The sequence below is a fragment of the Acidobacteriota bacterium genome (assembly GCA_038040445.1).
In the GTDB taxonomy this organism is placed as follows: Bacteria; Acidobacteriota; Blastocatellia; order UBA7656; family UBA7656; genus Onstottus_A; species Onstottus_A frigus.
Window position 1 is genome coordinate 1 of sequence record JBBPIG010000038.1, and the last position, 26,103, is coordinate 26,103.

The following is a 26,103-nucleotide window of genomic DNA, read 5'->3' on the forward strand; positions in this document are numbered from 1 at the left end:
AGTACGGATTCAAGTGCAGTTTCAATCCGACGTTTTCGACGGCGCAAAGCAAGGAATGGATCTCAAAGGGCTACTACGGTCTGGATCAAGGTCCGATAGTTTTGATGATTGAGAACTATCGCTCAGGATTTCTTTGGCGCCTGATGCGTGGCTGTCCTTACATCATCGACGGGCTTCGCCGCGCAGGTTTCACCGGCGGCTGGCTGCGCGACGTTGAATAGGCCAAGTCATATCCGGCCCGGATCGGTGGCATCAAAGGGACGGCCACGCTAAGATGCTCTCGTTTTTGAAGGCGCTTCGATGACAAAAGCAAAGAAGAAGAAAAAGAGCCCGCTTGAGGCCGTCGCTCCTCGCGGTGTTAGACGGTTCTTTGGTGAGTTGGGTCCCGGTTTGATTACGGGCGCGGCTGACGACGACCCTTCCGGCATTTCGACATACTCAGTGACGGGCGCTTCGTTCGGATACGCGCCGCTCTGGACCGCGCTCTTCTCATTTCCCGCGCCGATCTTGGCGGGATGGCTGAAGCCACCAGCATGGTTACCGGCATAAGTCATTTCATCTGGACGCCTGTCTACGCAGTGCTGGTCGTCTCGCTGCTCTTCTGGACCTCCTATAGTCTCATAGCCAAAGTTTTCAAGTGGCTCACGCTAGTCCTATTCGCCTACATCATCGCAGCGTTTCTCGCACATCCTGACTGGCGAGCCGTTTTACTGTCCACCTTCGTTCCCCATATCCAGTGGTCGAGCAATTATCTGGCAGCGTTTGTCGGGATCCTGGGAACTACTATATCCCCTTACCTTTTCTTCTGGCAGGCCTCGCAGGAGGTGGAAGAAGAGAGAAAGATGGGTAAGCGCACAGTTCGCGAGCGTGAAGGCGCGACTGTTGAATCTCTTCGCAAATCGAGAACAGACGTGCTCACAGGAATGTTTTTCTCAAACCTGGTGATGTACTTCATCATTCTGACCACCGCCGCGACCTTGCATGCTCATGGTCAAACCAGCATCGAGACTGCGCAGCAGGCGGCCGAGGCCCTCAAGCCGGTTGCCGGCAACTTCGCTTACATGCTTTTCACGTTGGGATTGATAGGCACGGGAATGCTAGGCGTGCCCGTACTGGCGGGCGCGGCGGCTTACGCCATTGCCGAAGCGCGCGTGTGGCGCGGAACGCTCGAAGACAAGCCGCGACTAGCAAAGAAGTTTTACTCAGTCGTGGCTGTGTCGATGCTGCTGGGGTTATCTCTAAACTATGTCGGAATCCACGCGGTGAAGATGTTGTTCCTGGCGGCGGTTTTGAACGGCGTCCTCGCGCCGCCGTTGATCGTCCTGCTTGTGCTTTTGACCAGCAACAAAAAGGTGATGGGCAAGAGAGTCAATCCTCCCGTGCTCAAGTGGCTAGGCTGGGCTACGGCGGCGATCATGTCGGCGGCAGCGATGGGGATGTTCGCAACGATGTGATCTCCGATGTACGCGAGCTACGTTCATTTCACCGTTCAGTTGCTACCAGCCATTGTCGAAATAATCCCACCTTGCCCGTAGAAGCCGCTTATGTGGGTCAACCCCGACTCTTTCGCGTGGGCGGGAGAATCTGAGCTTTAGTCAGCCCACCGAGAGAGGATGAGGCGATAGTCCTGAGAGCCGGCTTTCTTTCAAGTCGGTATCTAGCCGATTATCACTTCTTCGGCGCTTTAGCGATGCAAGTCTTCTCAGATTCTTTCGCCTGCACCTTTGCTGTCCTGTCTCGCCTTACTTGGACTTAATCCCGTCGCGCGTTTTGCTACTGCCCTCAAGCAGCCCCTTCAGTTGCAGCGAAACTGTTTAGGTCCTCCAACGACGGTAGCCAAAGCCCCCGCCAAAGAGCAGAACCAGAACCACGATAACAATCAGTATTGTCATGGTACTCATACTCACTCCTTCCAGCCTGGGCGCTACACCACCCGGCCTATCTAGCTCGTCTCAAATTCCGGATTCTCTTGCCTAGAATAAGCTAGCGTAGTTGAAGCACGACGCCTGGCTTATTGATGTTGACATCAATTTCATGTTTTGCAGGTCCGCGCCTGAAGACGCCGGCGAAATAAAGGACGGCAGTCGCCGCGATCAATACCAACACAACGGCCAACACGATCAACGCACCGCTGGCGCCGCCGCCATCGGAATGAACTACTTCTACGACTCTATCTGTCATCGTTCTAGCCTCCGTTCGTGGTAAGTACAATACTCCTATCTCGAATCCATCACCGTTCAATTTGGACAACCGTGGAAATAAGAGGTCCGAACGAGTGGCTTTCTGATGAGGATTAGTCAGTGGACGAAATAGAGGATTATGCCGTGACAAACCTTCTGAGTTGCTCAAACCGCTTAAGAATCAAACTCACATATGTCACCGGCTCAATGCCGCGACAGAAGCCATAGTTCACGACCGGGTCCTCTGAATACTGCACTTTTGACTCCTGCAAAAGCCAATACGCGACATCCTCCCAGGCTTTGCAGATCTTAGAGAACCGAGTACCTGGAGAAAAAAACAGAAACGAAAAAGAGCCAAGAATGGCGACTCCGGAATTCAGACGGGTTGTTTGCTTCGGCGCTACCACCTGCGATTTGGCCTACTCCCTTCCTTTCCTCCACACTGACCCTAATCCGTCGATAAGGGTTGATGAGGATGGAGATTGGCGTGGCTCGCGTGGAGATTAGCTAGTTGAACGAATTGACGGTCGTGATCAACCAGTTTTTGGGGACCCATCGGTTTATGTATCTCCTTTTGAGCCACAGTCGTGTTTCGCGGGCACACTGCTGGCTCCAAACCATCTTGTGCGGTTGAATCAAATGTGAGTAGCATTTGTTGCCACCATCTAGCTCACGCAGTAGCCGGTATGATCGCCTTCATTGCTGCTGCCCAGTACTCAGCCAGCCTCTCCTTAGTCGTGGCCAATCGCAACACCATCTTCCGCGCGTGATGGAGTACCTGTCCCGCCGTGTTGAATATCAAGAACCTCAACCGCTTCGGTCGCGCAGTCAACAACTCGGGCGGCAAGGCTAACCGCTTGAGCGCCGTCAAAACGTTATTCGTTATAACCACCATCCTCAGCCAAGCCCCATTCGCTCCGAACCTTCCACAAGGCATCACTGCTGCTCCGAGTTCGTTCTTGATCACGTCGTGGATCGCTTCGATCGTGCCTGCTTTCTGACGATGCCAGTCGATCAGTTTCTCAAGCTTCCAGTCCCATATGTTAGTGACGATCGCAAAGTGCTTGACCGAACTCCCATCTCCAAACAACTCTCCCTGGCGCAAGCGCATTCGGATAGTCACGTAACGCAGAGGCTTGCTGTGTTTGTTTTCGGCTTCGTGGTTGGATACAAACACCACCTCCGCGCATTCGCGTATCATCGATGGGTCCCGGCTGTTGAGCCGCTCCCAGCTTTTCTCTTCAACCGTCGAGCATATCGCCTCGCGCAACGCCGGGTTCATGCGCGCGCTGATCGCAAAGCCAATGAACCCGGGCGGGCCGTCATGGCGTTCTTCGTTCCTCAGCCAACCGATCAATTCCTTTTCCTGGCAGGCCGAGTCGCCTCGGTAGTAAAACGTCTCCACTGTTGCCGGCAGAGCAGCAAATGCTCGCTTAGCTACTGTCAGCGGCTTCATGATTGCCGGCACGTTTCCGTCTCTGAACTCGTCGGCTATGATCAGATCCACCTCAGCCCAAACCGCCAGCATCGGCTGGTATCCACGCTCGCCTTCGTAGGTCGGTTGCGCTTCCTGTTTGCTACTCTGGATGATCGTCGAGTCCTGATCAATTGTTGCGATCTTCTGGTCCGCACATCTTTGACCCACCGCCCGAACCAGGTCTCGATTGACTTCGGCAAGGCCGCGCAGCGCCTGGCTCTCGCCAGGAGTGTATGCAATCTCGCCTGGCAGCAGTTGCTGCTGTGCCTGCTTGATTTCCTGTTCGTCGTGAAACTCATACAGAAACTTCCGCGCCGCTGCTGACGATGGAAGCTCGTGACCGATTAACTCTGCCAGCCCTTTATCCTCTCGCAAGTAGTCGAAGTCATCCAAACAGTCGTCTCCTGCTGCGTTGAGTATCACGAAGCTTTCAACGAACGTCGCCTCGTCGAAGCCCCGCTGACGCTGTTTTATCTTCACATTACGACTGACGCTTGTCGGCAACCCCAGCGCCCGGCACATTTGCACTACCAGCGGTATGCCGCCTCGTGCGGTCCAAGTTTCTTTAGCTGGTTCAACGTCGAGTTCTGAAAGGCAATGGTAGTTCTGTCGGAGATGGTTTGTTCTGTTTTCTCATCACCTGCAATTTAGCATGGCGATGCACCCAACGGGTGAAATCTATGTCGATCCACGTATTATTTCTTCCAAAGCCGCTTCACTCCATCGCTGTCGGCTCTTCCGCATACTTCAACTGTCATCCGCCCACTACCCTCACGCCCCTTATCGACGGATCAGGGACTGATGGACGACAGTGCGGAACTGTGGTAGGGTAGCGATCATGAGCACCACGACAATAATAATTGTTATCCTCGTACTGCTCCTGCTCTTTGGCGGCGGCTACGGCTACTCCCGCCGTGGGCGATAGGAGCGACCGGGGGTATTAGGCTGCAAGTAGCTCCTTCAACTACCCGACATGATCTGCGCATCCCGCTTCAATCGTTGGCGTGACCCTCAAGCTCTGATGCACCGTGCAAAAGTTGTAGTAGGCGAAGTGTAGCGCATTTTCGTCTTCCTTTCTCCCACAACTGCATTATGTCAGTGGCAGGCTCTTGATTGCATCCGACTATCTTTTTCCAACAACGCATTATGACCTCATCAAACAAAGTCCCATTCCTTGACCCAACATAAACATCTGCGGTATTTTTAGCGGCAAATCTTAGGCGCCTCACCGTCTATTAGTATCGAGGGACCTCACCTCCCGCGAAAAAGCGAGTCTCAAACATCGCGATTGCCTTGCTGAGTGGGATTGTTCGTTCTTTGCCGAGCAATGGGTTGGGTAGGTCTAGTTCATTTCTTCTTTAGGACCCTTGAAGCCATCACGGTCGTTGAGTCACTCGTGCTCAATAAGCCAGGCATGGCTTTAGGACGCGGGACCTACTTTCCACCACTCCATATCTTTTGCTGACGACGATGGGTTTAACGCTTTCACCAGGGGGAATCTATGCCGTCTGACGTAACAGTCAACGACGTTATCCTGCAACCTTTCTTGATGGCTCAGGACTCTGCCGAGTCGCAGCGCGAACTCATGATTTTATTGTCGGAATACGCGGAAGGGCGCATAAGGGGCATTATTATGGCTCACCTCCGTTCCTACCCAAACAGTCAAGAGCATAGTGCAGATTTTGAGGATCTATACAGCGAGACGAAAACAAGATTGCTCACCTACTTGTATGAACTGAAGGAGGGCCTGCGAACTACTCCGTGCGAGGATTTCCGTGGGTACGCTGCGGCGATCACTCACAATACTTGCCACGACCACTTCCGCCAGTTGTACCCAACACGCACTCGGCTCCATAAAAAGATTCGTGATTTGCTTCAAGCTCATCCGGATTTTGCATTGTGGAAAACTGAAGACCAGAACAAAGGTGAGTGGCTATGCGGGTTTCACTACTGGCGAGGTCGAACCAGTTCATCTGATTCGACCGCATGGCTACGACAGTTCTATGAGAATCCCGAGACTCTGACGGAGGCTCTTGCATCTCAAGGTGACATTCAAGGCATGGAGATCGACGCTCTGCTCGCGTCGATCTTCACGAAGGTCGGAGAACCGCTCAGCTTAACCGATCTGGTCAACATCGTATCGGATATCCGAGGCATTAAGGATGTGGCAGTTGCTTCCTTCGACGCGAATGGGGCCAGCTTGAGTTTGCGACTTCAAGATTCAAAGCTTCGCGTCGATTCGGTGCTCTAAATGCGGGAGCCCTTGACGCGAATCTGGCAGGGCCTGCAAGAGCTCCCCCACGATCAGTTGCGAGCCTATTTGCTATATGCGCGGGATAGCTCAGGGGAAGATCTGATCAACTTGTTCCTGGCAGCCGAGATCGCAACAGAGGTGGAGATAGCGGTGCTGTTGCGAATGAGGATGGATCAGTTTCGAGATCTCAGGTTGACGAGGCTACCGCTCGACAACGAAGCCATCAGTAAAGAACTTGGGGTCACGCTCGAACGCGTCTACAAGCTCCGTTTCAAGGCTGGTAAGCGGTTGAAATCGCTACTAGCTGAAATAATCGCGCAAAAGAAATGGCCGAAGTAGGAAGAATTCCCCTCCGCCACCGTCTCATTATAGAGCACGGTACGTGGTCGTTTGTGAAGCGCTATGACGGTTTATATGGATACACACCTGTCAACTAAAGAGATAAGGGACTACCTCCGTCGCAGGCTGACCCGGGACGATTTCGACAGAGTGGGTGAGCATGTGCACAGTTGCGCGTCTTGCTATCAAGACTTTCTGGCCGAACTACAAAAGCGGTTTCCTATTGAGATCGACCTGGATGAGCTTGCCGGGTTGAAAGGCTGGCATCTTGAGGGCGAAGAGTTGGCGGCCTACGTTGAGGGCCGGATGGATGAGCTTAACTTTGAATGTGCCAGTTTGCATCTCGAGGAGTGCGGCTCGTGCATGGAGACGGCATCAGCCGCTTTCGAATATCGCTTGGAGAATCCTCGTGTGAGAATGGGCGCGCGCCGGAAGGAACCATCGACGTGGAGCAGATACCTTCCCAGCGTCCAGTCAATCTCCTCGCCTCGCTTGCAACTGGCCGCCGCTGCTGTACTGCTACTTGGCTTGGCGCTCATCATATGGGCCGTGCTGCAACCGAGGTCTGAGAAACCTCAGCTTGCGGGAGTTCCTCCGCCAGAGACGCGTTCGACTGATCCCTCCCCCCATCCAACTCCGATGCCGATTCAACCGGGTCCAGGCGTAGGCTCCGACATCGATCATAAGATTGACGAAGCGGCGCCATGGCAGACGGCTGCCAATTCACACGAGCACGGAGGCGGACGCCAGGAGGATGAGATCGAGCGAGCGCTGTTAGCCAAGAATCTGACAATGCCGCCTGCGATCGAGATGCTTGACAGGACGCCGGCGATAGCGATTCGCGGGAATCGCGCTTCCATTCAATCCTTCACCATCGCTCGGCCGTTCACGACTTTGATAAATAATGATCGCCCGACCTTCTCCTGGACCACCTTAAACGGAGCCACAAGCTACAAGGTGTCGGTTTATGACGCTGACCTCCACCTTGTTGAAACGAGTGAGCCGCTCGAAGAAACTCAGTGGTCGATGCCTGATCTACTCGAAGCCGGAATCGTTTACACCTGGACGGTGACTGCTCTAAAGGATGGGCAAGAGATTATCGCGCCGGCGTCACCCGCTCGCGCAGAGTTCAAGATACTTGGAAAGCCCGAGCTGCGTAAGCTGAATCGCATGGTCAGTAGAACTACATCGCACGCGGCCCGTGGAGTTCTCTATGCAGAAGCCGGATTGCTGGACGAGGCTGAGAAAGAATTCCAGGCCTACCTCGTCGCTCACCCACACGACGATCGCGTGAAGAACTTGCTTCAAACAGTCAGATCGTGGCGTGGCATACAGCCGTAGTTTGCCGCCATCGCCTCCCACAACAAAACTCGCCGACCATTAACTGAAGCCGCGCTTTTGATATGACAGCCACGGCCCAGCCAAGAGACTACAGCCAGATGCGTCTCGCACCGTGGATTCCGCGTGGTGAGTTTCGCGTTGACGAGTCAATGCGTAGCTACGCTATAACTGCAAGGACCCCAAGTAGTTTGATTAATAAGCGCGCTATCGTACTTCTCTAAGGGCCTCTGCTATTCTTGCTATGGTTACGACGGTCGCGAGGCCGCGATTCAAAGCCCAGAGTACTGAAGCTCATGCCCAAGAAAGTAGCTCCACCAAAGCCTACAAGCGGCGGCGGTTTCGTCTTCGAGGATGACGTTGTCGCTTATTTTTTTTCGTGCCTTCTAGGCGGTCAGCCACCACTTTCCCCGGACCTCGGGCTGCTCGCGCGCCTAGACTTTCAAGCAAGAGCCGATGGTTGGTTGCTCGATGATATATTGCTTACTTTGACTCCGCACGGTGTGACAAGGCGTTGTCCGTTTTCAGTGAAGAGCAACAGACAGTTCACCTCACAATCCGCTCCCAGAGAATTCGTAGTAACTGCTTGGGAACAACTTCTGCACGCGGGAACAGCGGTCTTTGATGTCGAGTGTGACTGGCTCGGAATCATTACGGCTCCATTACCGACCCCGTTGTCCGATTCGATTCAGCACCTCGTAGGGGCCGCAAGCAAACAAGATTCGAAGCTGTTGGCGCATCGGGCGAGTGTTCCGGGATTCATGTCCAAGATGGAAGCGAAGCTTTTTTCAAGCTTTGAATGTCCCGTTGAATTCAAGGAGAAGTACCCCGAGGACTGCACAAACACCGGCGAACTTCTAAAGCGTCTTATACACCTTGAATTTGACTTTGAGCGACAGCCTTCAACTCGTCACCAAGATGCCGTAAGGAATTGTCGTGATGTCCTCAAAAGCAATTCGCTGGATGAAGCAATACTCCTGTGGGAGGAGCTTCGAAGAATTGGGCAGGGTCATCGAACCAGAGCAGGGTTCATCGACTTCAAAGGAATTGTCGACCTGGTCCGATATAAGTTCCGACTCAAGAACTTCCCGGAGCATCAAGTTGATTGGGAGCGCCTGTCAGAGCTGACGCAGATCAACCTTACGGTCATACCGGACAAAATCGGGAATATCGTTTCGATCTCGAGGTCAGCTGATCGCTACCGACTGAGTGAGCAACTCGCACGGCGGAAGGCTGTGGTAATTCGTGGTCCGTCTGGTTGCGGGAAAACAGTGTTAACAAAACTTTGGGCTGAAGAAGCCGGGTCTCAAGCCAAAGTACTGTGGTGGGAAGCCAAGAGTTTTGAGACGAGCGACTTCACTAACTTTGAGACACACTTGGGACTGAGGAATCCCCTGCGGGATGTGCTCCGATGTACCACCGACTCCGATGCATCACTCGTGATTGATGGCATCGACCGCGTGTTTTCAGAGCAGGCGTTTCGTAACTTCGCCGTCCTGCTCCAGTACGTTGAAGCCGGCCTAGAAACAAGCCCATGGCGACTTCTCCTAACTGTTCAGCCCGAAGAGTGGGACAGAATTCAAATACAGCTTGCGGCCGTGAATGTCTCCACATCTGGCTGGCAGATTCTGGACTTGAGCGAGCCTCCTGAATTAGATCTTGCTCCAGTCTGGAAAGCGTTTCCATCACTTGGACAATTACGTCTACAGCGGCATTTGAAGGGACTCCTGCTGAAGCCGAAAGTTCTGGATTTGCTCGCTACACACCTACATATCGCGCCCTTGGACACAAGTAAATGGGTCGGGGAGTCAAACCTTATCAAGTGGTTCTGGGAGACAGAAGTCCTGAATAAGCCTGATGGAGCCACGCGCGCCGGCTTTCTAAAACTGCTGGCTGAAAAACAGGGAGATGATCTACGCGCCCAAACTTCAAGCGGGACCTTTCCTATCGCTGATCAGACTTCGGTCTCTGGACTCGTCCGAGACCGAATTTGCCGAATGCGTGACGAGCAGCTTTCTTTTGATCACGATTTGTACGGCGACTGGGCAAGGCAACGGATACTCCTCTCCTATGCCGACTCCTTATCGGAGTATCTATCACATCGCATGACTTCGCCGTTATGGCACCGGGCGCTCAGGCTTTACAGCTTGCATCTCCTTGAACTGGAACCAAACCTAACGCGTTGGCGAAATCTCCTGAATAGCTTCGCTTCTGATGACGGCAAGGGCACTCTTGAACAAGACTTGATTCTCGAATCTACGATCTTCGCCGCTAATCCAGAGTCAATCTTGGAGCGCCTGTGGGCTGACCTGGCAAACGACAGCGGGGTGCTTCTCCGTAGACTGCTAAGACGATTTCATCATACCGCTACACTTGCCAATCCGATGGTGCTCGTAGTGTCAAAGATGATCGACGATTACTCAGATACGGACGCGGCTCTGACTAATCGGATCCCGTATTGGCCCTACTGGTTGCCAATGCTGCGCTTCCTCCACAATCATTTAGGCCAGGTGATCGATATGGCGATTAAGCCCGTGTCGGACTTAGTGAATACTTGGCTGCGTCTTGGAGCCGAAAACTGGCCGCTCCGCGTGGAGGCGGCTGAGATTGCATTAGCGGCGGGCGAGCATATCAATCGATTCAAACGGCAGGATGGCATTGTAATAGTCGAAGACAAAATCGATGAAGCAATTTACCGGGCAGTGTTGGCAGGTGCAACCGATCTTACTGAACGAGTCACGAATTTCGCGTTAGAGGCAAGTTGTCGGGTTCGAGCCAGGGTTGAGGAAGACGATGAATGGCGTTCCGACTCAAACGCACTCGGCATCCCAGATCCAACGCCTCATTTCGGAGCGACAAGGAAGACTGATGCATGGCCGGACGGCCCCACGGACCGAGTCGACCGCGCGTTTCACAATGTCTGCTTGGAATCCGATTCTCTTCTTCCTTTAATCAACGCCAATCCCGATGCCGCACGAGAAGTGATTCTTGCCAACCTCATTGAGGAGCCGGAAGAGTATTACGAACACAATCGCCATCCCCAAAGCTTCAACCTTGATGGATTTCAGTACCTTCCTGGCTGGCACCCTCCGTTCTACACTCGGGGGCCTTTTCTTCAATTCCTGAGAGCCCAACCTAAGGAAGGATTGGAAACGATATTGCGGTTAGTAAACTTTGCGACGGAGCGTTGGTCCCAAGAGCGAAATACTGAAAGATACTCCGCGCCTTTTGTGGTCGTACCGCTGCCAGAAGGTGTCCAAGAATGGGCGGGAGACGGACATGTCTACTATTGGTATCGAGACAGCGGAAGATGCCCGCACTCGGTCGTTTCAGCGCTCATGGCTTTGGAAAGGTGGTTCTATGAAGAAACAGAGAAAAAGAAGAATCTTGTTCCCTTTGTTGAAACCATCATTCGTTGTTCCAAGTCCGTCGCATTCGCCGGATTGCTCAGTGCCGTTGGTCGGAACGAGCCTTCGCTTTTTAGCGGAATTCTACAACCATTATTCGCTATCCCTGAGTTTCATGTTTGGGAATTCCAGTACGGCGCACAACAGGCGGACTACTACTCGATGATCAGTTGGACATTTCAGAGCAGCTTTCTCGTCAAAGCAGCTTCAGAGTGGCATAGCATGCCTCACCGACAAACGACGCTCCACGATTGGGCAAGGTGGTTCTACCTAAATGCGTCCGAAACGAGGCCTTTTTTTGATCAAGCACGCACGAACTGGTTAGAGCGGCTTAGAAACAGCACGCGCCAAGACTGGCTTGCACATCATCTCGAATGGCTCATTCCAAGGTTTGAAATAGGCAACTATAAAATCGAGGAGAGATCAGATGCCCGAACAGAATGGATTTACGAGGCGCCAAAGGAATTTCAGGACAAGCATCGCGACGAATCCGAGAAGGCGGCACGTCAACTTCAGTTGATGGAATTCCCCGTACGGTGCAAGGCGATTCTAGAAGGCGGGAAACCTCTGCCAGCGGATTCGATAGAAGACTTCTGGAATGAGATTCAGCGCATCTCGAAGCTCTTCCGTGGTGATAGCCCTGATGAATCTGTTCGTAGAATAGATGATGCTGTCTGCGGGGGTATTGCTGTACTCCTTGAGTATCATAGCGACTGGTTGAAGCGCTACCCCGATCACAAAGAGTTTTGTACCCAACGGCTGATTGAATCAACTCGCAATCCACCGCCGAGTAGAGAATTTGATTCTGACGTTAGTGCCTATGATTGGGCATGGCATAGTTTCTGTGCAAGAGCGGTTCCCATTCTATGGTCAGAGAATCCTGATGAGCCCATTGTGCGCGAGAGCGTTGTTTCGCTAGCCCTAAATAGCCACTACAAGACTGTAGCGACCCTTTGTCAGTCGGCCGCCAAACGGCGGGTGCTGCTGGGAGATCACTTTAGTCAATTGCAAAACTTTCTCGTGTTTTGGTCTTCTGTGAGGTGGGAGATAGGCCGTTACCGTCACCCCGAGCAACCGGAGTTTGATGAAGCTGAGTGGCTAGAGCGTGAGACCCAATCCTTCATCAAAGGGACCACTAAGATACTACTTCGCGGATGGAGTCATTCGTTTTTGCAACAAGAGGAAGAGGCCAAACATAGAAGGTCAGGGCGACGCAAAAGGTACAGGCAATTCCCCAAGATCGATTTAGCCATAATCCAATCAATTTTTTCATGGCTACCTGCGCTTAGCGAGGCACACAATGAGACCGAACGTTCGGAATGGGTTGCCCTTTGGAAAGAAATGCTCGATGTGTTCCTCTGGACAATGAGCTCCGGAGTTGAGGACGAGAATGAGATAGACGGTACGCCGCACGAGTGGGATCGTTGGGTTCTCGGTAGGGTTGCATGGATTGTTCAACAGCTCAACGAAGATGAGCATCCAGAAGACTTCTGGCGGCCTATTCTCAGTCTTGGTAGCCCCGGCCACTACTGGGTAGAACATTTTCTGACAGATTGGTTCAGTGTTGCATTGCGCGCCGGCCCCATGCCAGACCAGGGACTTATCCAGTGGAAAGCGATGATTGACTTCGCCCTTTACTCGCCGGACTGGGACCTCGCGTCACCGAGGCCCAACTACTACATAAGTGAAATCTGGTGCCATCTGATGGGCTTCGACCACATAGTTCGCAGCCTTTGGAATGAAGACCAAAGAGGCACGGTTGACGCACTGGAACCTGACTATTGCCGGTGGGCCTCGGTTTTTCTACTCGTTCCTCGCTGCCTAACAGGCTTTTCGGTATTCTTGATGAGCAGTGCTGCGGATGGAATCTTGCTTGAAGCGCTTAGGTGGATTGAGGCGAGCATTGTAAATGCAAGCAGAGATTTCTTCAACGAACGCGATGTTCAGGAATGCCTCGTCCAGCTCCTTGATCATTCTTGGCATACTCACAACACGGCTTTGCGGCAGCAACCTGATACCTTCAAGGCGTTCATGAGTGTTCTGAAAAAAATGGCTGACCTACAGAATCCCACCGCACTTGAAATTCAACAAAGAGTTGTTTCAACCGTATAGGCATCCAGAGGCGCCCCAAAGAACCTAGTTGCCACCGTCGCCTATCACAATGAATCCGGCCCAGTAATAAGGCTTCATTCTATATCGCGGATCGCTCATCATTATTAAGACAGCCTGCCGCCACGCTTCGGCTTTAGAAATCTTCCTGTCGCTTGATCCGGCGCCCACAACGTTCTTGTGAAAACCAAGCATCAGTTTCGTTGTGCTTTCGGAAGGAACTTGCCATTGGCTCGCGATCGTGGTCGGCACGCCGGCTACGAAGAGCGCCCAGGTCATTCCTATCATCCCTTCTCCATCGCCCACGCGCCCTCTTGCCGTATCGCATGCTGACAGCACTACCATTTCGGCTTTCAGATCCATCTTCATCAGCTCCCAAGCTTCGAGGAGACCATCCTCGCTCGAGTCGCCGCCGGACGCAAGGACGATGTAAGAATATAACGGGTTGCGATCATCGAATACTCCGTGAGTTGCGAAGTGAAGCACTCTGTACTTCCCCATCTCGGCCTTAACAGTGTCTTCTCGCGCCGCCGATCCAATGCGAACTACGCTTCCCTGCGCCCCGTACACCTCAGCCACAAGAGTCTGCGCCTCTCTCTCCGTTTCGGGAAGGGGAACAAGAGGCGCATTCCTTAACGTCTGCGCCCGCGCTAGGGCCTCACCACCAAAAGCGGGGTTTCCAATAGCGTAGAATTGCCCTGTTTGGACTCTCGATAACGAGGAATCGCCGTTTTGTTCCTTCTTGCTCAGAGGTACTGAACGCAAGCTATCAGGTACTTATCCCTGGCGTTTTGTAACGCCTGGAAAGGAAGATTCCAGAGGGTATCATCAGGAACAATGCATACAGTACTCTTGTTGTTTAGATACGGTTCTGCTGGTTTGATTAATAGATCATAAAGCTCAAGACCGATCTGCCTGAAGCCCGGATGATTCGTGGACAATAGGTTCCGAAATCTCTCCACCATCGCAGATAACGCGCTCTTCTTAATATCTATAGAGTAGACGCCAACGTTTACTTTGCCCCAAGTTGTTGAATCCCTGGTCAATACAAACAAGAACGTGTGCTCGTCTGTTACGACGTATTCCAAAACTGTCGTTTTGTTATCTGATACGAGCTCGCCTGCATCTTCAATTGTAAATACAGGGAAGAGGCCCCGCTTAGCTTTCTCCTCCGGGTGTGCTGCGTACAGCCCTGCTTGGAATGCTTCATACGCATTACGGGCCTTCTGTAGTCGAGTCTCCAGTCCTTCTATTCGTTTTTCGTCTGGCTGCTGACGCATCCTCTCGCCGCGAATCTGAGTGTTAAGAGCGACCATTTCGCTGTACAGTTTCCGCTCTTCCGACCGCTCGCTTTGACTCAACGAGTTGTTAACGTTGATCCGACCGTTTCGAAAGACATCGAGCAACACGCGCCCCTTCGCCCGCTCAGCGTACTTCAAGGCTTCTTCGACTTTGCCTTGCTGGACGAGCATCGAAACCATTTCGAGATAGGGAGAGATTCTATTTTCAAAGAAAAGTTGTTGCTCTTTCTCCGCACCTGCAACTTGATCTCGCATCTGCTCAACGGCTTCGATGCCCTGCGTGAAAGACTCGGTCGCGAGCGCGTTTTCGTTTTGCGCGCGATAAACTTTCCCTTTGAGAGTTAGAGTCAGGTAGTTCATCAGCGGCGACCGAAGCAGTCTTGCCAGATCAGCCGCGCTATTAGCCGCAGCGCTTGATCTTGCGTAGTCCCCCTGCGAATAGAACACCTGCCCTTTGCGCCAAAGGAGTTCCGTTGTGCGAATCTTGTCCCCTATTGTTTGAGCAAGCGGCAATGCCTTATCAAGCCAAGCCGACGCTCTCGCATAATCGCCCTGCGCCTGATACACGGCTCCCAGGCCTTCCTGGGCAGCGATGATTATTTCAACCGCGTCGATCTCCTCGGCCCTCTTCAGACTATTCTGCAATTCCTGTGATGCGGCTTCGTACTTTCCTTGCCTGTAATCTATTACTCCGATGTTCAAGAGATTCCTTGCGATCTCCCGCCTGTTGTCTACTTGCATGAAGATCTTCAGGCTTTGATTCACGAATTCGGAAGCTTTCAAATAGTCGCCTTGTTCGATGTATAAGACACCCATGTCGTTAAGCACCGCCGCGGTTCTGCCCTTATCGATCAATGTCTTCGCTGTGTCCATCGCTTGAGACAAATAGTTGAGCGTTTGGATGTGGTTACCCATGACCTGGTACACATGACTGATATCCACCAAAGCATCCGCTATGTTGCCGGCAGACCGGAAACCGCCTTGTAGCAGTTCCCTCCACAAAGCGAGCGCCTTTTTGAAATTATCCAATGCGGCGTCGTAATCGCCTTTCCACTTGGCTACATGGCCAAGATTCGACCAGGCAAAGGCAATCCCGTATTTGTCGGGCAATGCACCCGCAGGATCATTAACGTTCTTCAGCGACGCCGCGAGTGATATGCTCTCCAATGAGTATTGCTCAGCCTTAACGTAGTCTGCCGCGTAAATGTGTAGCGTCCCAAGTTCACCCAGAATGTAGATAAGGTCTCTGCGCGAATTAACTTCCTCGAATGCTGCTTTGCTCTGGAGATATTCTTCTATCGCTATTTTGATTTTGTCTTGTTCAAAATGAACGCGTCCCATGTTGTAAAAGACGCGTGCGAGAAACTTCTTATCTTGTAGCTGCGTCGCCGCTGCCTTTGCGACGTTACAGAGGAACATCGATCTGGCTGAATCCCTTAGAGCGGAAGACATAGTCACGGCCTGCAGCAGCGAGTCGCACAGTCGCGCGGTGACAAGTTCCTTGTTACCTCTCAATAATGACAAAGCCGTTAGTTCATCACCTGTTTTCACGGACACCAACGCTGAGAGCAAATCGCCTTCGGTAGCGATCCGCAGAGTACTTGTTGACTGCGGGGATGACGGAATACTCACCTGAAGACTAACGAGGACTACAGAAAGAAAACGAACGGGCCTGAATAACATGGTTGGTTTGCCCGGATAGAAACAGAGAACTTAGAGTCAACGGTAAGGGGAAAGCAATGCTCTCCCCTCACCCGAAGACATCATATTGTCTCGCACGGTTGGTGTGCTCACCACAGCCGTAGCGCGGCGGCCAAGAGGGCAGCTATCTCTGCCAATGTTAGAGTCGAGCCTCCACTTGATTGTGAGCTAGATGTATTCTGCGGCCCACCCGTCTCGGCACGAGCGGTAGTCGACTGCAAGGCAAGCCCAACTGTCAAAATGATGGCCAGGCTGAGCAGCATGGATCTGACTTTCTTCATGGCATCTCCTTAAGTGATTGGGATTTCAACGCCGCTTTGATAACGGCTTTCACATCGTGAGGGAACGTGGTCAATATTGTTTGCTGAGTCGTCAGCTAATAAATGAACGCGGCGCTGCAGAGGGTCTTCTGTTCTATGGCGGGGCTAGTAACTCTTAGAGATCCCTCACCCAACAACCGCGTGCTCGAATGATAAAGAACCAGTTCGTATGTCTTCCGATGCAAGGCTACTGCATCGATACCAAGTTATGGAGCCTGCTTCAGCAAATGTTCCTGCACAAATAATGCGATCGCGTAAAGTCTGAAATCCCGGTTCGCTTTCTTGCTCCAGTCATGACCTTCGTCTTTTGCAAGGAGATACCAGACTGGCGTCCCATTCTTCTTGGCGGCCGCGACCATTTGCTGCCCTTCCGTGGCCGGGACCCGCGGATCGTTCCTTCCTAGAATAATGAAGAGCGGCTTCTTAATTTTGTCGGCGTTATTTGCCGGCGCGGTTCGCTCTAAGAACTCTCGAACCTTTGGATCGCGCTCGTCGCCAAACTCGACTCGCTGCAAATCTCGCCTCCAACCCGCTGTGTTCTCGTTAAAGGTCACGAGATTCGACGGCCCTGAATCCGATATGGCGGCACGAATGCGTTCGCTGTAGTTCGTCGCTACAGACAGTGCCACGTAACCTCCATAGCTGCCACCTTGGACCATAACTCGATCCGCGTCGAGACCGCCCTGCTTCTTAATCCAATCAAACAGAGCACCGATATCCTTCCAGGCGTTCACCCGGAGGATGCCGTTGTCGAGTTTGTGAAAGCTCTTGCCGTAGCCCGAGGACCCACGCACGTTCGGGAAGATCAGCACAACTCCAAGCTCATTGAGGAAATAGTTGTTGTGATACCCGAACTCCGGTCGATACTGTTCTTCAGGACCTCCGTGAATATTGATAATTACAGGTCGCTTGCCCGTGAAGGTTGCAGGCGGGCGATAGAGGAATCCTGATATCATTTTGCCATCAAAGCTTTTCCAAGTGATTTGCTGTGGCTCGGGCAGCTTGTCGAAATCGATTCCACCAGTCGCAGCGCTGTACCAGTGGTCGATCTTACCTGTGTTCGCGTTGACTGAGTACACGTCATTCGGAGTAAGCCGTGATCTGAGATTGAATGCGAGGTCAACGGAGTTACTGTGCCATTGTAGATCTGAGATTACGCCTACCGGCAAAGAAGGGGCCGCCTTCTCCTTGCCAGCCTTCGTGTCAAGGATATGAAGTCGAGATACTCCATCCTCGTTAGACACGAACGCTAAACTTTTCCCGTCAGGCGCAAGCCTGAACTCCTCAACATCCCATTTGATATCGTCCGACAGATATTTGTACTGCCTTGTCGCGAGATCCAGATACGCAAGACGCCGAAACTCTGAATCATGATCGGTAACGACATAGACTCCCTTCCCATCCTTGCTGAACTGCGGATAGTCGTAGTACTCATCCTCCTTTCCTTTCTTTGGGCTCAGGAGGGTCTTCTCTCCGGTTGCCACATCGACTATCCAAAGGGTGCTTACTGTGTTCGAAGCAAAGTTACAAAAGACAGCCTTATGGTCGTCGGCGGACCAGTCATAGGCTTTCAAATAGTTTCCTTTGCCCTCCACCAGCAAGCGCACCGTTTTCGGATCGAGAGGGTTGATGATAGACAGGTCGACGCCGTTCCCGTTCGGTGGCGATGAGCTGTAGATTATTATGTCACCACGGTTGGACCAAACCGGCTCGGTGTTTCTTGACTTCCCATCTGTAATCAGCGTGCTTTTCCGGGTCGAGATGTCATAAAGGTAGAACTGAAAGAAGTCGTTGCCATTGGTGTCCTTGTTGTAGACAAGGTACTTGGCCTGTGGCTGGTGGTACACGTCGTACACGCCCGTCGGGATGAAGAACGAAAGTTTCGGCGACACGCCGGGTGTGTCTCCGCGAAGAATCCACGTTTCGCTGCCAGCTAGGTTCTTGAACAGCAGTTCGCGTTTGGTAAGGTCCCAGCCTGCCACCCGGAAGCCCCATGCATTCGTGTATCGGTTGACTGTTTGCGCCAGGGACGTGGGTATCTTCGGAATGCCATCGACTACGAGACTATCGCCTGGCGCAATCTCACCGTTGTTGGCAGTCTGCGCGAGGCCTGAATTTGCCACCAGGACAACAATGCTCACAATACGCGCAAGTCTGATCATCTCGTTACTGACTCCGTGAACGAGTTCTCGCCCGAACTTTCTCCCACGCGTATTAAAGACGGTGACCAATCCTATTTCTTCCAGCCTCAAGAATATTTTTCTTCGTACTGGGTTCTACCAGTAACCACCTGCTCCAAAGCCGGCATTCTGCCTCATGGAAATAATGCGAGCAGAGGATGAAGCATGGCAAATGGTTACTGGCCTGTGGCAGGTAGACTCCGTGACCGCGCCCCCCATGCTCCTTTTGATCAGCCATCAAGACTTCTTTTGTTCCAGTCGCTCGTGCTTGCATTTTGCGGCGCCTTCCCGACCATCCTTTTCGATGACCTTGAAGCCTTGGCCATTGCAGTCAGGGCACCGGCTTATATCGGATCGTTGCGGCTGCGGGGTGAGATAAAACTCTATGAGGGTATCGGCTTCGCCTGTTCGATGGATGGTTCTGGCGAAACCTCCAGGGTTGACAATTCCCTGTCCTGTTTTCTGAAGGTGGTTTGCATATCGACGACATTCCTCTAGGGTGAATCTCGATACCACACCCACACAAGCCTGTGTTTGTGTGTGTTCTTCATGAATTGTTTCTTCTTTATATTCTATACTGCGACCGGATTCTGCATGGCTTGCAATTCTTGCTTGGCTTGCAGAAATTGCAAGGCTTGCAGCTTTTGCAGGGGCCGACGCTGGAGTAACCCAGTATTCTATGCCCTGGTCTTTTCCTTTCCCTGAGATCATCGCTCCCCTTCGGACGAGGCCCTTGCTCTGCAACAAGTCTATGGCATCTGAGGTGCTCCTCGGACTCAGATTCGAGCGCCGGGCAAGTCTCGGTAGGCTTATCAAACAGTTAGGGCATCCTCTGCCCCACGATAATCTGTAGAGCTGGATATGAACGATCTGCTCTTTTGGTGAGAGCTGGCAATAAAGGTGATCGACGACCTGATGATGTAACTTCGTGAAGCCCGCAATCTCAGGCAGCGAATCCATAAGGCTTGTCAGAGTACGCTGCGCCGGTAGGCGTGCAGCACTTGCAAGCCTAGCAGGATTTGCAAGGCTAGCATTTTGCAGACCAAACGTATCGGTTTTTGCAAGCCTTGCAGAATCTGCAAGGCTTACGAGGTCTGCATCTTTTGCTTCATCGGATAGGCTTGTTGAGCTTCCCTGGTTAACCTCCAGTTCCTCCTCTTGAGCAGTTGGGGAGGAACGGAGGCGGCCCAGTTTTTGAGCTTCTGGGCTTTCGTTGGGCGGTTGTTGAGGCCGTATGAGTTCCTCATGAGGGAGTCGCAGTAGAGGCGGTACAGAAAGACCAAGTTTCTTGGGGTGGGGCGTTCGGAGCGATGCTGGTTCCTTCTTCTGTTTTCGTTCTGGCATTCGCGGCCTCACTTCACAGCGGCGAGTTTGTTTCTGCTCATCTCGAGACGGTCCAGTATTTCATCCGTCAAGCTCCAGAGCTGATCTGCCGCCCGGTGCTTCTCGGCATACATGACAGCCGGCAACTTTTGTGAGGGTGCTTCAGCGATTTTGGAATAATCGTGCAGGTTGGTATCGAATACATGGCTTACTAAAGCGATTGCCGCCTCAACGGCCGCTCGGGACTCGGCCGAAAGGTTCCGTTGTGGTTTGTAGAGGTTGATTACGGCGCCAAGCATTCCTAAGTCCGAGTTAACGTTCTTGCGGACCTGCTCGATCGTATAGGCAAGGTCGGCTAAGCCTTGGAGCCCCATGGCATCAGCAGCGCAGGGAACCAAAACGTAATGCGCCGAGTACAGAGCGGCAGTGAGTAGCTTGCCGAGCTGCGGGGGGCAATCGATAAACACAAGATCGTAACCGGACGCGTGCTCTCTAATCTGTTTAGTCAGGCGGTGGGCAAGATAGTCCGGCTGCATTTCGAGTCTTGCAAGGCGTATATCCGCGGGGACCAGGTCGAGATTAGTAAGCGGACTCTCGACGATGGCATCATCGAGATCTCTCGGTTCCAGCTTTATGCCCGCCTGCGCCTCCGGTTCAATCAGAACGTGAGAGAGCGTGATGTTGTAGATGTCCGGTTCAACCCAACTCGCAGTCAAATTAGCTTGTGGATCGCAATCGATTACGAGCGTTTGATAGCCTCGAAGCGCGCAACAAGCGGACAACTCCCTAGTAACCGTCGTCTTACCAACGCCGCCTTTCTGGTTCGCGACTGCAATGACTTTCATCGTTCAGGCCTCTCTTGTCTTCAGCCCGCACAAGTCTTGCCCAACGCCGAGTTCTTGAGCGCGGCAATGTTCACGCTCGAAGAGTTCGAAGCTCTCTCGCAGACCGGTGCGCCACCGAGTCAGGTTAGCGAACCCTGCCTGCGCGCCGCTTTCGAGTCCTACGACGACGAAAATGAACAGACCTTATTCACTGGCTATCTGGATCTGTGGGCGCTGCTGCTGTCGCCGTTCAGAAACTCGTCAACAGCCTTCAGACTGAACAGAACTCGGCGACCTATGCGAACGGGTTTTAGTCGTCGCGATCGAACAAGCTTCCACAATGTTGTTCGTGAGATTTGAAGCGCTTCGCAGACTTCAGGAACTGAGTAGGTGAGCTTTGGAACGTTCGTAGCCATAAGAAAAGTCCTTTCGAAATTGTGATTGAACTCTTTCCTATGGAAGGACGATGCGCAGATTCTCATGGTGCTTCTCGGTCTGCGCTTGTGTCAGCAAGTTAGCACATAGACATTCTGTCATCAAGAAAAATCGCAACGACAAGAAATCGGAGCGAAGAACATCGCGAGCGCGCATTGAGAACTGAAGTCAAAGTTTGACGAAAAGGAGAGCCGCCCGCTCAGTACGACGGCAAAGGAAATGCTTCTAATGAACTGCTGTAGGCGCTGCCTCAGTCGGGGGACTATTGTACTCGTCCAACATCGCGGCAGCGCGCCTTGCGGTCTCCACATTCGCGTTCACGTAACGGAAGGTCGTATTCGCCTGCGTATGCCCCAGCATCCTGCCCACCTCCGCCAAGGGGAGTTGTTTGGACACCAACCGTGTGGCGTGAGTGTGCCGAAGATCGTGAAATCTCAAATCAGCGAGCCCTATTTTTTTCTTTAGTTTGTCGAACGCTGTCTTGACACTCGTTTTCACGTTGAACACCAAGGCGTCCGGCTCGGCACACTCCAAAAGTGGCAACAACTCTGATATCAACCGAGAAGTCATCGCGACCTGGCGTTCCCTCATGATTTTCGTATTGAAAGCCCGGATCGTAATCAATCCGTTTTCAAAATCAATATCAGACCATTTGAGCTTAAATATCTCACCACGTCGCATCCCCGTATCAAGGGCGCAGATCAATATGGCTCTCAAATGTGCTTTCGCCTCGACGCAGCCGGCCAAGAGTCGAGTTTCCTCCTCTCGGGTCAGTATCCGTTCTCTCGGCTTCTCGTCGCCAGGGTTAATGAGAGACCGGCCCATTTCAAAAGGGTTCTTTTGAAGCCAACCGTTTGAGACTGCCACATTCAAAATGCGCCGCAAGAATGACAACTCTCGATGTACTGTTGCAATTGACCGATCGCGCTCTTTGGGGCTGCCTTTCTCCTTAGTTCCTCTCGTGTTTCTTCCTATCACGACTGGGGTCTTCAGACGATTTGTTTTGTACTGCTCCAGGTCGCCGTGAGTGACGGCACGCACTCTCTTCCCGCCGAAGAACGCCTTTAGAGGTACCAGCCGTTTCTCTAAATCATACTTTGAACGCAGCCCGGCGATCTTGCGCCCGTCCCTGTACTCCGGTTCCACCAGATACGTCTTCTGGTAGTGATCCGCAAGTTGCACAAACGTCATCGCATGAGCATCAAACGCCTTATTGTCACTGTCCAGCTTGGCGAGCATTTCACGCGCTTTGTCCCTTGCGCTTCCTTCGCTATTGTAGGCGGGCTTTCGTTCGATCCGTCGCTTCATGCCCGAATCATCGATATATTCGATCCGGGCGTACCAGACCTTATGCGTCTTCTTGCCTTTCTTGATCTTTCTCGCTAATGCGCAGCCTGTTCTATATCGTGGCATCGTTCACCTTTTCATTCACCTATTCACTGCGATTCGAGGAGAACAATAGCAAACCTGGGAATAAGGAAACAAGTAGAAATACTGAGAAAGTTGACAGGTGCACAGTGGTGAATACACCGAGGAACGGTGGAGCGCTGTTTTCGTAAACCGGAGGTCAAGGGTTCGAGTCCCTTCGCTGGCTCCATATTTCTCGCTTTGGTCAGTTATTCGGTCAGTTAATCAATCGTCAAATCTTCCTCGCGCTTTCCTGCTCAGCGTTCAAAAAAGTTATTCGCGGACCTGGTTGTGGCGGCCGAAAGGCCCGTAAAAAAAGGAGGCCCAAGCTGAATGGGCCGGAACCTACGCGCTTTCATTCCGCTAGTCTAGCGGACAATCGCTTCACACCCAACGACCAAGAACTGCTCACGACCAAATCTGGCGCGACATCGAAATACTCACGCACCGGGGTCTTCGCAACCCGTGCGCGAACCACGTATGCATCAATGGCCTTGTCAGAGTTGCTGCCCCTGCGCCTCAAGACGGCGATCTGGCTCGTTCCCTCAGTTATGTACACGAGGATGTTCTCCAGCAATTCCTCGTGACCGGCCCAGTCGAGTGCCATAGAGGTGACGACCAGACGTTCAGTAGTGCTTCCGGTTCGGAGCATTACCGCTCTACTTGGGTCAAGGCTCGCGCGCAGAGCTTCGGGCACGGGTGGTGCCTGAGAATCGACAAGGAGTGTGATAAATTGCGATGGATGTCTTGGCACAATGTGCGATCGGTACTTGTGAGCCATGAACGAGTTGTTCGTACAACGATGCTCGATCAACTCATGCTGTGACAACGTTTGGATAGGAGAAAAGTGGATCGGACGGGACCGACTCGGTCATGAGGCCTTCCGCAGACGAGCTTTCAGGCCTATCGTAGAGACCATACTCGTATCGTTCGGGGAGAAACCCTGTGATGCGGGCTTTCTCCCCGAACTTTTGACTTAGCTTCTTCTGGGAGCAGACCAGAATTCCTCGTCCAATGCGCAGGAACTCTTCTACAAGCGAAGCATTGGAACGCAGGGCCTGAAGCACCTCGATGTTGTTTGTGGCGTTGGTGGCGACAATCAAGCTGTCGAAGGTGGTTAAGTAGTTCTCGCCGTCGCGAAGAAACATGCGGTGGATATTGTACTTGTCGAAGGCGAAGAATCGGTAAGTGTCCAGTTTCTGGTCGCCAAGTGCAACTGGACGCTTGAGAACTCCAAGGGTGTCCGCGAAAGCGGAATGTGCGGCCTCATTCTCATTTACTAGGATGGCAATCCTAAACACTACTTCCCCCTGTCTGGAGTTCACCCTGTCCGTAGACGGGTTAGCGGAGTCCCTTCATCGCGGGTGCGGGCATACGCTGGTGCGAATTGAGGAAGTAGGGACCGGTATGAAGGATACATTACGAGCCGGTTTGACATTCGAGTTTGAATTCCAAATCCCGGAATTCACATAAGTCACACAGCAGTACGTCCGCGCCGTCCGCATGCAGGCCTGTTGCCTCTCGGCTGGGCCGAATGGCCCGAATGAATTAACAATCTCGCGACGCCGCAATCCTATATCCCAGACGGCGATCCTGCAACGTACATGATACCGACAAAGACTACCGCGCGGACCGCATTGCGCATAACGCCTCATAAGCGAGCATTAGTGTCACCAGGAAATAGCTACGTAACTTAAGTCAAAAGGCAGGCAGGGCTACCTCCAAGAAGGATCTTCCGGTATTTCTCAGAAACACACGAGTAGCCATACTTATACTCACAATAGGCGGGAGTAGACTCTTTAATGTCTGCTCTCCGTTTGTACCCTCAAGCTTGTACCCTTGAGACTCGTTGACGCTTTCCCGAACACTGCGGTATTTTTAGCGGCAAATCTTAGGCGCCTCACCGTCTAATAATATCGGGGACCTCACCTCCCGCGAGTAAGCGAGTCTCAAACATTGCGAATGCCTTGCTGCGCGGGCGAAGTCTGAGCAATCGCGTTGATCGCTGCGCTCGCCAGCATAACGGTTGTGAAGGAAAGCAATGTTAAGACTTTCAGCAACCGAGTCAACGATCTCATATCGAGACTATATCAGCCCGGCGTGTTCAGCACGGCGAATTGCTTCCAGGCGAGTGTGGACGTCTAGCTTTCGCAGGATGTGTTGGATGTGATTGTTGACGGTGGTTCGGCTGATGTGAAGCTGCTCAGCTACGGCCGTTGTTGTAACGCCCTTAGCCAGGAGTCTGAGCACGCTGACTTCGCGATCAGAGAGTTCCGTTTCACGAGCGGGCGCCCGAGTTGAAGAGATCAAAGTGGTAGCTAGCTCCGGGGCGAGCCCCGTGCCCGTGACGACAAAATCGCGTACGAGCAGCTCGAGCCGCTTGCGAACATCGATTTGACGAACGATGTGTATTGAGTAAGGCAGCGTGGTGTTGGCTTCATCGGCGATCAGCACAGAGACATTGCACCATTGCCTGCCGCTTGCTGTCTGAATGTGAAGATCGAAGTTGCTGACTGGATGGTGATTGCGAACGGCCTGCTGGACGCTGCAGTCGGCTGAGCACACGGGACCGCATTCATCCATTCCCTGAATGATCTCGCCGCACGTCTTGCCGATCGCATCGGCCGCGGTCAGGCCAAACATTGCTTCAGCCGCGATGTTCCAGGCGGCCATGTGGCCGACCCCGTCGACGGCAAAAGCCGCGTCCGAAGTGCTCTCCACCAGGTCTTTGATCTCGCGAAGCCGCATGAGCAACCTGACCACTTATTTGATGTGCCTTGATTATTGTTTAAAGGCCGGGAAAAGGCAATCATACTGCGCAATCGAGGCTTCGCAGGCAAAGGGAAAACTAACTGAGAAATACGTCCTCATCTTGTCGAACCCGGAGGAAGAATATGAAAGGTAGAATCGTCAATCTTAGAAAGCTGTTCCCGCTGGTCGCTGTGCTCGTCTGTGCGAGTGTTGCCAATCCTCAGGCGGATCGCCGTCTGCCCGACCTCACCATACAAGCAGGAACTGTAACTGAGAAATCGCCAGTAGTGGATCTGAAAACCGCGGGTAAAGAGGTGGCTCCGGGAGTGTTTGAAGTGGACCCCGCTTCTATTCGCGGCAAGCGGCTCGGACTACCTCGTGGTGGCCAAGCCTTACGGGCAATCTGCATCGGACAATGGAGGAAGGGCGAATGCAAGGGGATCTACATCGAGTGGTAGCTACTACTCTGAGCTAACAACTCGCTCAACACGGATCGTTTACCTCGACGTTAGGCGCCGACCGTACGGGCCGGCGCGGATGGACGCTAGGCTGCTTTCTTTACGACTACTCTTACAATGCCACGACTTTGCGCGCCTCGAGCACGTACACATCAAGCCCGCCTCTTTACAATCCAATCATCAAAATGATTAGGCCTGATTATTGTCCTCCGAACGGAGACAAGTGATCATAAGGGACAAAGAAGTACGCTTGTAGAAACGGCTGGAAACTCGCGCTGGAAAATTCGGGCCGGAAAGTC

Annotated in this window: 19 protein-coding genes and 1 pseudogene; 8 read left to right on the forward strand and 12 right to left on the reverse strand. The window is 52.6% G+C overall.

Features of this window, described 5'->3' with window-relative positions; genetic code table 11:
- The 3 genes from AABO57_26410 to AABO57_26420 form a co-directional block, all read left to right on the forward strand.
- Window positions 1-221, forward strand: a 221-nt coding sequence (locus tag AABO57_26410; protein MEK6289261.1) for a glucoamylase family protein, incomplete at its 5' end; no start/stop codon positions are given.
- A gap of 79 nt (window positions 222-300) precedes the next feature.
- Complete coding sequence (locus tag AABO57_26415; GenBank protein ID MEK6289262.1) at window positions 301-549, forward strand: hypothetical protein; 249 nt, start codon at window positions 301-303, stop codon at window positions 547-549.
- A complete protein-coding gene (locus tag AABO57_26420) occupies window positions 516-1,454 on the forward strand; it encodes a divalent metal cation transporter (GenBank protein ID MEK6289263.1) in 939 nt (312 codons plus the stop codon). Before AABO57_26415 ends, AABO57_26420 begins: the two co-directional genes overlap by 34 nt.
- Window positions 1,455-1,983: 529 nt before the next feature.
- Here the strand turns inward: AABO57_26420 and AABO57_26425 are convergent.
- Both AABO57_26425 and AABO57_26430 read right to left on the reverse strand, forming a co-directional pair.
- Complete coding sequence (locus AABO57_26425) at window positions 1,984-2,181, reverse strand: hypothetical protein (protein MEK6289264.1); 198 nt, start codon at window positions 2,179-2,181, stop codon at window positions 1,984-1,986.
- A 669-nt stretch (window positions 2,182-2,850) separates the two neighbouring features.
- Window positions 2,851-4,221: pseudogene (locus AABO57_26430) on the reverse strand (IS1380 family transposase).
- 937 nt (window positions 4,222-5,158) lie between these two features.
- Here AABO57_26430 and AABO57_26435 point away from each other — a divergent pair.
- The 4 genes from AABO57_26435 to AABO57_26450 all read left to right on the forward strand — a co-directional run bounded on the left by AABO57_26435 (window position 5,159) and on the right by AABO57_26450 (window position 13,107).
- Window positions 5,159-5,908: a hypothetical protein gene (locus tag AABO57_26435; GenBank protein ID MEK6289265.1), complete on the forward strand. Its 750-nt coding sequence runs from the start codon at window positions 5,159-5,161 to the stop codon at window positions 5,906-5,908.
- Window positions 5,909-6,250 carry a hypothetical protein gene (locus AABO57_26440; GenBank protein MEK6289266.1) on the forward strand — a complete coding sequence of 114 codons (342 nt, stop codon included), beginning with the start codon at window positions 5,909-5,911 and terminating at the stop codon, window positions 6,248-6,250.
- 75 nt (window positions 6,251-6,325) lie between these two features.
- Entirely contained in the window at window positions 6,326-7,591 is a 1,266-nt protein-coding gene (locus AABO57_26445) for a hypothetical protein (protein MEK6289267.1), read from the forward strand.
- 293 nt (window positions 7,592-7,884) lie between these two features.
- Window positions 7,885-13,107: a hypothetical protein gene (locus tag AABO57_26450; GenBank protein ID MEK6289268.1), complete on the forward strand. Its 5,223-nt coding sequence runs from the start codon at window positions 7,885-7,887 to the stop codon at window positions 13,105-13,107.
- A gap of 24 nt (window positions 13,108-13,131) precedes the next feature.
- Here AABO57_26450 and AABO57_26455 read toward each other — a convergent pair whose 3' ends face one another.
- From AABO57_26455 to AABO57_26500, 10 genes are all read right to left on the reverse strand, one after another.
- Window positions 13,132-13,869 carry a CHAT domain-containing protein gene (locus AABO57_26455; protein MEK6289269.1) on the reverse strand — a complete coding sequence of 246 codons (738 nt, stop codon included), beginning with the start codon at window positions 13,867-13,869 and terminating at the stop codon, window positions 13,132-13,134.
- The gene (locus AABO57_26460) at window positions 13,851-15,857 is read right to left on the reverse strand and encodes a tetratricopeptide repeat protein (protein ID MEK6289270.1); all 2,007 of its coding nucleotides are present in this window, start codon (window positions 15,855-15,857) and stop codon (window positions 13,851-13,853) included. The genes AABO57_26455 and AABO57_26460 overlap by 19 nt, the downstream gene beginning before the upstream one ends.
- A gap of 775 nt (window positions 15,858-16,632) precedes the next feature.
- Complete coding sequence (locus AABO57_26465; protein MEK6289271.1) at window positions 16,633-18,588, reverse strand: alpha/beta fold hydrolase; 1,956 nt, start codon at window positions 18,586-18,588, stop codon at window positions 16,633-16,635.
- Between the two features lie 255 nt (window positions 18,589-18,843).
- The gene (locus AABO57_26470; protein ID MEK6289272.1) at window positions 18,844-19,950 is read right to left on the reverse strand and encodes a helix-turn-helix domain-containing protein; all 1,107 of its coding nucleotides are present in this window, start codon (window positions 19,948-19,950) and stop codon (window positions 18,844-18,846) included.
- Between the two features lie 8 nt (window positions 19,951-19,958).
- The gene (locus AABO57_26475; protein MEK6289273.1) at window positions 19,959-20,774 is read right to left on the reverse strand and encodes a ParA family protein; all 816 of its coding nucleotides are present in this window, start codon (window positions 20,772-20,774) and stop codon (window positions 19,959-19,961) included.
- Between the two features lie 639 nt (window positions 20,775-21,413).
- Window positions 21,414-22,601 (reverse strand): site-specific integrase, encoded by a 1,188-nt coding sequence (locus tag AABO57_26480; protein ID MEK6289274.1) that lies wholly within the window; start codon window positions 22,599-22,601, stop codon window positions 21,414-21,416.
- 349 nt (window positions 22,602-22,950) lie between these two features.
- Window positions 22,951-23,247, reverse strand: a complete 297-nt coding sequence (locus AABO57_26485) for a hypothetical protein (GenBank protein MEK6289275.1) — start codon at window positions 23,245-23,247, stop codon at window positions 22,951-22,953.
- Window positions 23,248-23,410: 163 nt separating this feature from the next.
- Window positions 23,411-23,920, reverse strand: a complete 510-nt coding sequence (locus AABO57_26490) for a hypothetical protein (protein MEK6289276.1) — start codon at window positions 23,918-23,920, stop codon at window positions 23,411-23,413.
- Window positions 23,921-24,544: 624 nt separating this feature from the next.
- Window positions 24,545-24,673 carry a hypothetical protein gene (locus AABO57_26495; GenBank protein MEK6289277.1) on the reverse strand — a complete coding sequence of 43 codons (129 nt, stop codon included), beginning with the start codon at window positions 24,671-24,673 and terminating at the stop codon, window positions 24,545-24,547.
- 7 nt (window positions 24,674-24,680) lie between these two features.
- Window positions 24,681-25,358, reverse strand: coding sequence for a LuxR C-terminal-related transcriptional regulator (locus tag AABO57_26500; GenBank protein MEK6289278.1), 678 nt, complete (start codon window positions 25,356-25,358; stop codon window positions 24,681-24,683).
- A gap of 131 nt (window positions 25,359-25,489) precedes the next feature.
- Between AABO57_26500 and AABO57_26505 the strand changes: the two genes are divergently transcribed.
- Window positions 25,490-25,804, forward strand: coding sequence for a hypothetical protein (locus AABO57_26505; GenBank protein MEK6289279.1), 315 nt, complete (start codon window positions 25,490-25,492; stop codon window positions 25,802-25,804).
- Window positions 25,805-26,103: the final 299 nt, after the last annotated feature.